We start from the raw sequence: 12,460 nt of genomic DNA on the forward strand, positions 1-12,460 counted from the left end.
TCTGCTTGTTTAGCTAAACGTCCTGTCTCGATTGTGATGCTTCTTCCATCACCTAAATCGATTTTTTCTACAAATAATTGTGGAATCATAAATTTTTTCCTTAATTGGTTATACAATGGGTTCTAGTTGTGTTGTTAGTTGTAGTTGTTGCGTAGTTAATGCCTAAAACCCAATGAAAAACCAAACTTTTTTTAATGTAATATTAATTTTAAAAATTAATATCGAATTTAAGAATTTAAAATATAACTTCTAAACTCTAAAATAAAAAAGAGGCACTCTCGCACCTCTTTTATATATTGATTATTTTCTAATACCCAATACTTTGATAATCTCACGATATCTGTTGATTTCTTTCTTTTTCAAGTAATCCAACAAAGATCTTCTTTTACCTACTAATAGTACCAATGAACGCTCTGTGTTGAAATCGTGACGATTTTTTTTCAAGTGCTCAGTAAGGTGGCTAATTCTGTAAGTGAATAACGCGATTTGACCTTCTGCAGATCCTGTGTTTTCTGCTTTTCCTCCGTGTTTAGCGAAGATTTCTTCTTTAATCTCTTTAGTTAAATACATTCGAATATTATTTAATGATTTTTATGTATGTCTTACAGCTATTATAAGACGGGTGCAAAAGTAATGCAAAATATTGAAATATTCAAAAATTAAATGATTAATTGCTTTTGGAGGCTTTTCAATCTTTGAATTTTTAATACAACTTTGCAATCTCCTCATTAACAAATTCCAAGAAGCGTTCATCTTCTTCTGTAAAAGGGTCTATTACATGACTGTCGATGTCTATTTGACCAATGTTTTCTCCATTTACAAAAAGTGGAACCACGATTTCAGATTTTACAGTAAAACTACAGGCGATATAGTTGTCTTGCGCGCTTACATCTGGAACAACAAAATTATTGTTGGAAACCGCCACTTGTCCACAAATTCCTTTTCCAAAAGGGATAACTGTATGGTCAGTTTCTGCTCCTACATAAGGGCCTAAATGCAGTGTTTTGGCTTCGTGATTAGCAAAATAAAAACCTACCCAGTTGTAGTAGGAAATAGAATCGCTCAAAAGCTGACAAACGGCTAAAAGTTTTTCGTCTATTGAGAGATTTGTGTTTAGTGTAATTTCACTTACTTTGGGCTTTAGTTCTTGAAAAGTCATGTTCTGTTATTTTTTACAAAAGTATTTAAAGCCAATTTTAAAAATTGTATAAATTTGTTAAAAATTTAATTTTGAAAAAATACTTCGTCCAGTACAAACCTTTTTTGTTGTTTTTAGCCAGTTTTTTTGGTTGCTATATTCTGCTTACAGTAGGCTATCAGTATTTTCTAAATTCCTTTGGGGATCGTAATGTCGACTCAATTACACAGGTAGTAGCGCATAATGCTGAAAAAATAATTTCGTGGTTTTTTATGCGTGTACAAGTTGAAAGTGTTATTAATGAGCCTTTTGTAAGAATGTATTTTCAAAATAAATATATTATTCGGATAGTGGAAGGCTGCAACGGAATCAGTGTAGTTATTCTATTTATTTCTTTTATTGTAGCATTTTCGGGGAGCTTGAAAAATACATTGCTTTTCGTTTTTGGAGGAAGTCTGATAATTTATATTCTGAATGTATTTCGTATTGCAGTTTTAACCATTTTACTTTATTATTATCCTGAATATTCACACATATTGCATGGTGTTTTTTTTCCATTGATAATATATGGACTGGTTTTTATTTTATGGTTTATTTGGGTCAATAAATTCTCAAAGTATGCTAAATAAACTACTTCGAAATAAAACTACTATTTTTGCTATAATGGTACTTGTGGCTCTATTGGTATTTATTAGAGCATTTGAAAGGCAATTGTTTTATGATCCTTTGCTTGTTTATTTTGAGGGGGATTATATGAAGTTGCCGTTGCCTGAGTTTGATAATTTGAAGCTGTTTTTCGGATTGTCTTTTCGTTTTTTTTTGAATACTATACTTTCTTTGGGGATTCTTTATTTCCTTTTTAAGGACAAAGAGATGATTTTATTTGCATCCATTTTGTATCTTTTTCTGTTTGTAATTTTAATTGTTGCTCTTTTTTGTATACTGCATTTTTTTAAAAATCAGGAAAATCTTCTGCTGTTTTATGTGCGTCGTTTTTTGATTCAGCCTTTGTTTTTAATTCTTTTTGTGCCAGCATTTTATTACCAAAAGCTAAAGGATTGATTATTCTTTTTTCTTATCTTTAATGAAGATTTTAAAGAATGAATTGTCAAATTTATTAAAGATGAAAATTGTAAAACATTCCGGTGATATTGTTGAATTTAACCGTTCAAAATTAAAACGATCTTTGCTGAAATCAGGTGCTTCTCCTTCTATGGTTGATGATGTTTTACAATTGATTGAAAAAGAGGTTTACGAAGGTATTTCTACCAAACATATCTATAAAATGGCTTTCGGACTTCTTAAAAAAACTTCTAATTCGAATGCTGCACGATATAATTTAAGAGAGGCGATTCGGTTGTTGGGGCCTACAGGTTTTTTTTTCGAAAAATTTATTGCCCGACTTTTTTCTTCAGAACATTATGAAACCAAAGTAAATATGATTTTGTGGGGCAAGTGCGTTTCACATGAAATTGATGTTTTACTAAAGAGTAGCGATATCATAACTATGGTGGAATGTAAATTTCATATGGGGAGAGATGCCACTACAGATGTCAAAGTACCGATGTATATTTTGTCGCGATTCAATGATTTGAAAGAAAAAAAACATGAAATATTTTCTAGAAATGACACTATTTCTAAATGTTGGATTGTTACCAATAATCGTTTTACTACCGATGCAGTTGATTTTGCAAAATGTTCCGGTCTTAACTTATTGTGTTGGGATTATCCTAAAGGTAATAATTTGAAAAATAAAATTGACAACCGCCAATTGTATCCCATAACTTGTTTGACAACATTAACCCTTTCGGAAAAAGAAAAATTATTGATTTTGGATATTATTTTAGTCCAGGAGATTGTCAATAATAGAGAAGATTTGGAAAAAATTGGATTGAGTCCCAATCGAATAAAAAATGTAATTAAGGAAGCATCAGAGTTGTGCCGGCTTATATAGTTTTTTAAGTGACAGAGATTCTTAGATACTAAGTTGCTAAAACTTTATTTGGTAATTTAACTTGAAATCTTTTTACAATTAATCTAAATTGATATAAAATGAAAATTACATGTATTGGCGGAGTAGGAACGGTTACAGGATCCAAAACTTTGGTAGAAAGTAATGGTCTCCGTATTTTGATAGACTGTGGACAATTTCAAGGATTAAAGCCATTGCGAGAACTCAATTGGGAACCTTTACCAATTTTACCCTCCAGTATAGATTTTGTTTTACTTACTCACGGTCATTTGGATCATTGTGGCTGGTTGCCAAGATTGGTGAATCAGGGTTTTGAAGGCAAAATATACTGTACGAGTCCAACAAAGGATGTTGCAAAATTGATACTTTTGGACAGTGCCAAAATTCAGGAGGAAGATGCGAGGATAGCCAATGAAGGAAAATTTTCGAAACATGAAATTGCAGAACCGCTTTATACAGTAGCTCAAGCAGAAAAAGTTTTTCCTCATTTTAGGGTAATTAATCCCAATGAAAGTATTTCTCTAGATGCTGAAATAGATGCAGTTTTTACAAATGCGGGACATATTCTCGGCGCTTGTACAATTGAACTTCGACTTGAAAACAAAGTAGTTGTTTTTTCTGGGGATATTGGCCGTGATAATGATGTACTGATGTTTCCTCCTACAAAGCCAAAAAGAGCAGATTATATTTTCCTTGAAAGCACTTACGGTAATCGACTTCATCCAGAAATTGACCCAAAAGTAGAACTCGAAATGTACATCAATAATACAATTCAAAACGGTGGAACTGTTATAATTCCGAGTTTCGCTGTTGAGCGATCCCAAAGTATAATGTACTTGCTTTGGCAATTGAAGGAAGAAGATAAGATCCCAAATATTCCTTATATTATAGATACTCCCATGGGAATAAGCATGCTGGAACTTTTTGTAAATAACAGAAAATGGCATCGTTTGCACCAAGAAGAGTTTACCGCTATGTGCAAAATGTTTACTCTGATTTCAGATTACCAAGAAACGATTGATACTATTTATAATAAACAACCGAAAGTGGTGATTGCTGCAAGCGGCATGGTTACTGGAGGTAGGGTTTTAAGCTATTTAGAGCGATATATTGGATTACCCGAAACCACTGTAATTATAATTGGTTACCAAGGAGAAGGTACACGAGGAAGAAAATTGTTGGAAGGCGCAACTGATATAAAAATACATGGAAGATATTATCAAGTAAAAGCCAAAGTGGTTGAAATAGAAAGTTTGTCAGCTCACGGTGACCAAAAGGATTTAATCAATTGGCTTTCGGACTTGGAAGAGAAACCCAAAAAAGTATTTTTGGTACATGGAGAAAATGAACCAGCAGATGAACTGAGAGTTAAGATTCAAGAAAAATATGGTTTTGAATGTGTTGTTCCTTTGATGGGGCAGGAGTTTGAATTGTAATTTTGGTTTTAACCTAAGTTTAATCAGTTGATTTTGGAGCAGAAAGATTTGGCTTTTTTGCCAGCATTGGTCCCGCTATCCGTTGCAATCTTTTTTTGAGCCGAAGAAAAATCGGCTCAAAAAAGGATTTTCACTTCTATCGGGGCTAAAGAGGTAATATTCTGCTTTTTTGCCATCATCCAAAAAAGGAAAAGTTACTAATATATTCAAACTCATTTTTTTTACTCAGAATCTCAGAAAATTAGGGTCTTAGTTGCTTTTTAAAAAAAATTAACAAGAATTTGATTTTTTTAGGCTGATAATAATGCTAATTTTGTGGCATGAAATTCAAAAGACACATAAGTATATTTCTAGCAGTTCTATTATTGGTTTCCAATGTAGGTTTGGCTTTTAATGTGCATTATTGTGGAGGAGAAATATCTTCTGTTTCATTGAATTCTACTTTGCCATCATTGCAAAGTGAAAAAGGTTGTTGCGAAAAAAAAGTAGTCAGTAAAAAAGACAGCTGTTGCAAGGACAAAAAAATCGTCTTTCAGAAAAAAGTAGATAACGGAATTGTTAAGTCTTTTTCTTTTCAGTTTGATTATGTTTTTTTAGCTCCTGAATTTCATTCTGTTGAGTTTAAAGCTGTACCTAGTTTTAAAAACAATCAGTCTCTTACCTATTATTGCGATGCTAACGCACCGCCTCTTTTCAAGCTGTACAGCCAATATCTCCTTTACGATAAATTATAATGTTTAATTGTAGTTGAACCCGTTTTTTGTGGTTTGACATTTTTAATCATTATAATTTTAATCATGAAAACAAACTTAACAATAGTTTTGTTGCTCTTGTTTGCTGCTTTTGATTCCTATTCGCAAGATACCTTACAGGAAATAAAAGTGAAGTCCAAACGCAAGAGCCTACAAAAAACATATACCGTTACAGGTAACACAACATTAGTTACCAAAAAAGAATTACTTAAAGCCGCCTGTTGCAACCTTGCCGAAAGTTTTGAAACGAATCCCTCAATAGATGTCAATTTTTCGGATGCATTGACAGGAACTAAGCAAATCAAAATGTTGGGATTAACGAGCCCTTATTTGATGATGACTCAGGAGAATGTTCCTTCCGTTCGCGGGGCTTCACAGGTTTATGGACTTTCCTTTACGCCTGGTCCTTGGATAGAGAGTATTCAAATCACTAAGGGAGCAGGGAGTGTGGTCAATGGATTCGAAAGCATATCGGGTCAAATCAATACCGAATTAATAAAGCCGATGGCGGAAGTTCCGTTTCTATTAAACGCTTATGGTTCTACCGATTCCCGCTTTGAACTGAATACCAATTTTAATCAAAAACTGTCCGATAAATGGGCAACCAGTCTATTGCTACACGGTAATATTAGAGATTCCAAAATGGATAACAATGATGATGGTTTCCTTGATAATCCTCTGCAAAAACAATTCAATTTACTCAATCGCTATCAGTATTATAATGCCGAAACAGGCTGGGTTAGTTTCATTAATCTGCAGTATATGAATGATACTAAATTAATGGGACAAACCAGTTTTAATCCTGATACGGATAGAGGGACAACCAATTCATGGGGTTCTGAAATCGACACCCAAAAGATCGACATTTCTACCAAAATAGGGTATGTTTTTAAGGATATGCCATTTCAAAGTATTGGTTTCCAAAATGCATTTTCCAGCTATGACCAAGATTCTTATTTTGGACTGAATGGTTATAATATGCAACAAAATAGTTTTTATTCGAACTTGATTTTTAACTCGATTATCAATAATGAAAAAAACAAGTTTGCTACAGGCTTGAATTTTACCTATGATATTTATAACGAGTTTGTTAATGTGACAGATTACAGTAGAATAGACAATACTGTTGGAGCTTTCTTCGAATATACCTATGATAATCAGGATAATTTCAGTTTGATTCTTGGCGGAAGGTTAGATTATGGCAACCGTTTAGGTGTTTTTGCAACACCAAGAGTTCACATGAAATACAATCCATGGGAGAAAGGAGTTTTGAGGATTTCAGCTGGTAGAGGAAAGCGTCCTGCCAATATTTTTGCCGAAAATCAAACCTTATTTGCTAGTTCCAGAACTTTTGATATTACAAATACCGGAGGTAAATTGTATGGATTGGATCCAGAAATTGCTTGGAATTATGGTTTAAGTTTTATGCAGGGTTTCAAGTTGTTTAATCGAAACGGGGATATTACCGCCGATTTTTACAGAACCAATTTTCAAAATCAAGTAGTGGTGGATATTATGCAAAGTCCACAACAAGTGATTTTTCATAATTTGGATGGTGCTTCATTCGCAAACAGCTTTCAGTTGGAATTCAATTATGAATTGGCTAAGCATTTGGAATTGCGTTCAGCTTACAAATACTACGATATTAAAACCGATTATTTGTCAGGTAAGTACCAAAGACCATTGCAGGCAGCACATCGTTTCTTTGGAAATTTAGGATATGAAACCAATAGTAAAGAAAAAGGACAACAATGGAAATTCGATTTTACCTATAATTGGATTGGTGAACAACAATTACCTTACACTGGTTCAAATCCTGTTGCTTATCAGCTTCCGAAACAGTCACCGGCTTATTCTTTGGTCAATGCACAAATTACCCGAGTATTTTCTTCTACTTTTGAAATGTATGTAGGAGGGGAGAATATTGGGAATTACACTCAAAATCCTGCAATAGTGGATGCTCAAAATCCTTTTGGTCCTTATTTTGATGCCACTATTTTATATGCGCCAGTATTTGGACAGATGTATTATGCAGGGTTAAGATTAAAAATAAAATAAAGGAATATCAAGAATCAATATCAAAAAAATAATTTAAAATTTTAATACTTATAAAAATGAAAACAAATATTAAACAACTAGGAAAAAATAGCGATAGGATTAAGAATGTATTTTTAGTGCTACTAATGACTGTTTTTACAATTTCGGCACAAGGACAAGAAAATAAAAATAAAAACGCTAAATATACTACTGAAATAAATGGTAACTGTGAGCAATGCCAGAAGAGAATCCAAAAGGCCGCTTATTCAGTTCCAGGAGTGAAATCTGCTTTATGGAGTGTTGAGACACATCAACTGAGCTTAATTATTAATGAAGAAAAATGCTCTTTGACGGATGTGAAAAAAGCAATTGCAAAAGTAGGTCACGATACGGATTCGGTAAAATCAACAAAAGAAGATTATGATAGTCTTCATTCGTGTTGTCAGTATGAAAGATTGTAATATCTGATTATAGATTGTTTTGTAGTGTAAACGTTTTATGCTCGTTAATTTGTAACTTTCAATAATTGAAAAAAAAGCATCAAAATATAAGATTAATTTTGATGCTTTTTGTGGTTTTTAAATCGTTAATAAAACTTTAAAATGAAGTAATAAATTGTGGTTAACCTAAATTATCCTTACTTTCACAGCCTAAATAAAACACAAAAATTTATGAGTAATTTTGAATGGACCCAATTAGTAAATCCTGAATTTTATATAACTTTTACAATTGGTGGCATTCAACTGGGTTTGTACATTGTTTTATTCATCGTTTTTGCTGAAACGGGACTTTTTGCCGGTTTTTTTCTTCCAGGTGACAGTTTGCTTTTTCTTGCGGGAATTTATAGCCGTGATTTGGTTCAAAATATTCTTTTCGTAGAAAGTGATTTTATAAATCTTGTTATACTTTCAACCTTAGTGGCACTTGCGGGTGTTTTTGGAAATATGGTGGGCTATTGGTTTGGAGCCAAAAGTGGGTATTATTTATACAATAGAGAAGATACACTTTTGTTTAAGAAAAAATATTTGCTTCAGTCCAAAGAGTTTTTCGAAAAGCATGGTGGGAAAGCTATTATTTATGCTAGATTTTTACCAATCGTGAGAACTTTTGCTCCAATAGTGGCAGGTATAGGCTCGATGGATAGAAAGAAATTTATGTTTTTTAATATATTGAGTTCCTTTTTATGGTCTTTTGTTTTGATTTTTTCTGGGCATTATCTTTACGGTATGTTTTTGGAAATGGGAGTTGACTTAAAGGAACATATTGAGAAAATCGTCATCGGAATTATTTTGGTTTCAACTATACCTGTTTTACTGAAACTAATTAAGAAAAAAGTTGTTCATCATTAAAATTTAATAAATATAAAAAAACCGTCTTGCTCAATAGATCAAGACGGTTTTTTTATGGACTAATCTCAATTGTTACTGTTTCTTTTTTTTGGATTATGGCAAAAAAGCAAAATCTTTCTCTTTAGCCCCGATAGAAGTGGAAATCCTTTTGTATCTCGTCTTTTGGGACGAGACACAAAAGATTGCAACGTATAGCGGGACCAATGCCGGCAAAAAAAGCCTAATCTTTCTGCTTTAAAATAATAATTGAATTTGGGTTAAAACAATTTCTGGGAACAAAAACACAAAAAAAAATCCGTCGAGAATGAATTCAAGACGGATTTTATATTTGATAATGATGATTTTACATCATTCCTGGCATACCTCCACCCATGTGGCCTCCACCTGCATTTTCTTCTTTAATATCGATTAACGCACATTCTGTAGTTAATATCATTCCCGCAACCGAAGCAGCATTTTCTAATGCAATACGAGTTACTTTTTTAGGGTCAATGATTCCAGCTTTTAGCATATCTACGTATTCGTCTGTTTTGGCATTGTATCCAAAATCTCCAGAACCTTCGCTAACTTTAGCAACTACCACAGAACCTTCAAGACCTGCATTCTCAACAATAGTTCTCAAAGGAGATTCAATAGCGCGAGATATAATTTGAATACCTGTTTTCTCATCAGCGTTGTCTGAAACAATAGAGCTTAGAACGTTTTTAGCTCTCAATAAAGCTACTCCACCTCCAGCAACAATTCCTTCTTCAACAGCTGCGCGAGTTGCGTGTAGTGCATCGTCAACACGGTCTTTTTTCTCTTTCATTTCTACTTCAGAAGCAGCTCCAACATAAAGAACAGCAACACCTCCAGCTAATTTAGCCAAACGTTCTTGCAATTTTTCTTTATCATAATCAGAAGTCGTAGTTTCCATTTGACCTTTGATTTGGTTCACACGATTTTTGATCATATCAGCTTCCCCAGCACCACTTACAATTGTAGTGTTGTCTTTGTCGATAGTCACTCTTTTTGCAGAACCTAACATTTCTAAAGTAGTGTTTTCTAAAGTGTATCCTCTTTCTTCAGAGATTACGGTTCCACCAGTTAAGATAGCAATATCTTCTAGCATTGCTTTTCTTCTGTCTCCAAAACCAGGTGCTTTTACAGCAGCGATTTTCAAGGCACCACGCAATTTGTTTACCACTAAAGTTGATAAAGCTTCACCGTCAACATCTTCTGCAATAATCAATAATGGTTTTCCAGTTTGTGCAATTGGTTCCAATATTGGCAATAATTCTTTTAAAGAAGAAACTTTTTTGTCATACAAAAGGATGTATGGACTTTCTAGTTCTGCTTCCATTTTTTCTGGATTGGTCACAAAGTATGGAGAAAGATATCCTCTGTCAAATTGCATTCCTTCAACAACATCTACATAGGTATCTGTTCCTTTGGCTTCTTCAACAGTGATTACACCTTCTTTTCCAACTTTTGCGAAAGCATTAGCGATTAATTCACCAATTACTTCATCATTGTTAGCAGAAATAGAAGCAATTTGTTTGATTTTTTCAGAATCGCTTCCTACTACTTTTGCTTGTTTAGCAAGATCGGCAACAATAGATTCTACTGCTTTGTCGATACCACGTTTCAAATCCATCGGGTTTGCTCCGGCAGCAACGTTTTTCAATCCTTCTTTTACGATGGCTTGAGCCAATACTGTAGCTGTTGTAGTTCCGTCTCCAGCTAAATCATTGGTTTTAGAAGCTACTTCTTTTACCATTTGAGCTCCCATGTTTTCCAAAGGATCTTTCAATTCAATTTCTTTGGCAACTGTAACACCGTCTTTAGTAACATTTGGTCCACCAAAAGATTTTCCAATAATTACGTTACGTCCTTTTGGACCAAGGGTTACTTTAACCGCATTTGCCAATGCATCAACTCCACGTTTTAAACCGTCACGTGCTTCAATATCAAATTTTATATCTTTTGCCATTTTATTGTTTATTTGTTGATTCGTTTATTTGATTTTAGATGATCGCTAAAATATCGTCCTCACGCATGATTAGATAATCTTTTCCTTCTAATTTTAATTCAGTTCCAGCATATTTTCCATAAAGTACTGTATCACCAATTTTGACAGTCATGGTATGGTCTTTAGTTCCGTTACCTACTGCAACTACAGTTCCTTTTTGTGGTTTTTCTTTTGCGGTATCTGGAATAAAAATCCCTGACGCCGTTTTCGTTTCAGCTGCAACTGGTTCGATAAGAACTCGATCTGAAAGTGGTTTAATGTTTAAAGTCATGATTTTTTATGTTTATGTTAATTTTTACTGTTGTTGTATTTCAGAAATTATGCCACAGTACGTAAACTGACATTTTTTCTTATAAAAAATGCCAGCTTTGACAGGCTGGCATTTTTGTGTATTTATGTAAATAGATTATTTTGCTGGAGTTGCAGGTGTACTTTGTGCAGGTGCATTTTGAGCAGGTGCATTAGTTTTTGGTGCAGCAGTTTCAGTGTTGTCAATGATTTTTGAATCAGCATCACTTAAAGTTCCTGTGAAACTCAAACCTGAAAGTAAGATTAAAGCAATTAATATAGTTGCCAATGTCCAAGTACTTTTGTCTAAGAAATCAGTAGTTTTTTGTACACCACCTAACATTTGAGAACCACTTATTGTAGAAGAAAGACCGCCACCTTTAGGGTTTTGAACCATTATTACTACGATCAATAGAAAACATACTATTGTAATTAAAACTAAAAAAATTGAAAACATACTATTTATTATTAATTGTTATTTTGTTGTACTATTTTAATATCCTTTATACGGTCTGCAAAGAAACTACTTTTTTCTGGATATTTCAAAATTAATATTTCATAAGCTTGTATGGCTTTTTGATATTTTTTTTGTTCCAAATATACTTTTGCCAAGGTCTCTGTCATTAAATAAGAATTATCCTCTTTGTTGAGATCTATATTTGGAGTGAACACTACTCCAGGTTTTATAGGCGGAATTTTTGGACTGGTTTCGATGAATTTATCAATTAATTCAGCTTTTTTCTTTTTACTCTCGTCAATGATAGATTCTGGTTCTTTTGCCATACTATTATTTTCTTGTGGATTTTCTCTTATGATGGGTTGTATCCTCGAAATTTGAAGCCATTGATGGAAAGAATGTGTTTCTGATTTTGAAAAATCCAGAGGTTTTCCAATTTCTAAATTTTTCTCAGCTTCTATTGTTACTTCCTCAATTTTTGTTGGCGTAGCTTCCTTAATGGAATCAAGAATTGATTGTTCTACATTTTTATCGATTTCTAATTTATCAATAAAGAGTGAGTTGCTTTGAGCAGTATTAGTATTAGCCTCTTTTATGGAAGTAAGGATAGAATGTTCCAAAGGAGTTGCTTTGACTATCTGGACTTCTTCTTTTTCAATAATTTGACTGTCAACTACGGTTATATTGAGTAATTCTTCTATTTTTTTCTCGTAGGTCTTTTTTTGAATAGCTGTAAATGATTCTGAAGTGATAAAATCAAATAAAACGCTACGGTCCGTAGTATGAGCTGCAGCTACTTTTAGTGCAAAATTATATTTGTAGCTATTTTGATTGTAAAGCCCCTTCAAACGCAACGCTCGAGCACTTTGAAAAAATGGAAATTCATCCAAAACTTTTTCTAAAGCCACGGTTTGTATCTCGTTGATTTCTTCGGGTTGGTTTAATAAATAATTATAGCTACTAACGTTCATTTTTTTGGTGTTCAGTAATTGTTTAACTGAATAAATTGGTTTCTATTTG

14 protein-coding genes are annotated in these 12,460 nt (G+C 33.3%); 8 read left to right on the top strand and 6 right to left on the bottom strand.

The window, feature by feature from the left end:
• Positions 1-300: 300 nt before the first annotated feature.
• Positions 301-570 carry a 30S ribosomal protein S15 gene (rpsO, locus tag VFS71_RS00985; protein ID WP_326398797.1) on the bottom strand — a complete coding sequence of 90 codons (270 nt, stop codon included), beginning with the start codon at positions 568-570 and terminating at the stop codon, positions 301-303.
• Between the two features lie 133 nt (positions 571-703).
• Positions 704-1,159, bottom strand: a complete 456-nt coding sequence (locus tag VFS71_RS00990) for a GAF domain-containing protein (protein WP_326398799.1) — start codon at positions 1,157-1,159, stop codon at positions 704-706.
• Between the two features lie 71 nt (positions 1,160-1,230).
• On the opposite strand from VFS71_RS00990, the gene xrtF reads away from it, so the two are divergent.
• The 8 genes from xrtF (at position 1,231) to VFS71_RS01030 (ending at position 8,684) form a co-directional block, all read left to right on the top strand.
• A complete protein-coding gene (gene xrtF / locus VFS71_RS00995) occupies positions 1,231-1,767 on the top strand; it encodes an exosortase family protein XrtF (protein WP_326398801.1) in 537 nt (178 codons plus the stop codon).
• Positions 1,757-2,200 (top strand): exosortase F system-associated membrane protein, encoded by a 444-nt coding sequence (locus tag VFS71_RS01000; RefSeq protein ID WP_414655975.1) that lies wholly within the window; start codon positions 1,757-1,759, stop codon positions 2,198-2,200. The genes xrtF and VFS71_RS01000 overlap by 11 nt, the downstream gene beginning before the upstream one ends.
• A 61-nt stretch (positions 2,201-2,261) precedes the next feature.
• Positions 2,262-3,092, top strand: coding sequence for an ATP cone domain-containing protein (locus VFS71_RS01005; protein WP_326398803.1), 831 nt, complete (start codon positions 2,262-2,264; stop codon positions 3,090-3,092).
• Positions 3,093-3,190: 98 nt separating this feature from the next.
• Positions 3,191-4,546 (top strand): MBL fold metallo-hydrolase, encoded by a 1,356-nt coding sequence (locus tag VFS71_RS01010; protein ID WP_326398805.1) that lies wholly within the window; start codon positions 3,191-3,193, stop codon positions 4,544-4,546.
• A 320-nt stretch (positions 4,547-4,866) separates the two neighbouring features.
• Positions 4,867-5,280 (top strand): HYC_CC_PP family protein, encoded by a 414-nt coding sequence (locus tag VFS71_RS01015; RefSeq protein ID WP_326398807.1) that lies wholly within the window; start codon positions 4,867-4,869, stop codon positions 5,278-5,280.
• Positions 5,281-5,343: 63 nt separating this feature from the next.
• Complete coding sequence (locus VFS71_RS01020) at positions 5,344-7,356, top strand: TonB-dependent receptor plug domain-containing protein (RefSeq protein ID WP_326398809.1); 2,013 nt, start codon at positions 5,344-5,346, stop codon at positions 7,354-7,356.
• 56 nt (positions 7,357-7,412) lie between these two features.
• On the top strand, positions 7,413-7,796 hold the full coding sequence (locus tag VFS71_RS01025) for a heavy-metal-associated domain-containing protein (RefSeq protein ID WP_326398811.1): 384 nt from the start codon (positions 7,413-7,415) through the stop codon (positions 7,794-7,796).
• Between the two features lie 210 nt (positions 7,797-8,006).
• Positions 8,007-8,684, top strand: a complete 678-nt coding sequence (locus VFS71_RS01030; RefSeq protein WP_326398813.1) for a DedA family protein — start codon at positions 8,007-8,009, stop codon at positions 8,682-8,684.
• A gap of 343 nt (positions 8,685-9,027) precedes the next feature.
• Here the strand turns inward: VFS71_RS01030 and groL are convergent, their stop codons facing one another.
• The 4 genes from groL to VFS71_RS01050 all read right to left on the bottom strand — a co-directional run bounded on the left by groL (position 9,028) and on the right by VFS71_RS01050 (position 12,411).
• Positions 9,028-10,656: a chaperonin GroEL gene (groL, locus tag VFS71_RS01035; protein WP_326398815.1), complete on the bottom strand. Its 1,629-nt coding sequence runs from the start codon at positions 10,654-10,656 to the stop codon at positions 9,028-9,030.
• Between the two features lie 34 nt (positions 10,657-10,690).
• Positions 10,691-10,966: a co-chaperone GroES gene (locus VFS71_RS01040; protein ID WP_100431955.1), complete on the bottom strand. Its 276-nt coding sequence runs from the start codon at positions 10,964-10,966 to the stop codon at positions 10,691-10,693.
• 135 nt (positions 10,967-11,101) lie between these two features.
• Positions 11,102-11,440 (bottom strand): preprotein translocase subunit SecG, encoded by a 339-nt coding sequence (secG, locus tag VFS71_RS01045; RefSeq protein WP_326398817.1) that lies wholly within the window; start codon positions 11,438-11,440, stop codon positions 11,102-11,104.
• 11 nt (positions 11,441-11,451) lie between these two features.
• The gene (locus VFS71_RS01050; protein WP_326398818.1) at positions 11,452-12,411 is read right to left on the bottom strand and encodes a tetratricopeptide repeat protein; all 960 of its coding nucleotides are present in this window, start codon (positions 12,409-12,411) and stop codon (positions 11,452-11,454) included.
• Positions 12,412-12,460: the final 49 nt, after the last annotated feature.

Origin of the sequence: Flavobacterium sp. (assembly GCF_035760125.1) — a bacterium.
Lineage (GTDB): Bacteria > Bacteroidota > Bacteroidia > Flavobacteriales > Flavobacteriaceae > Flavobacterium.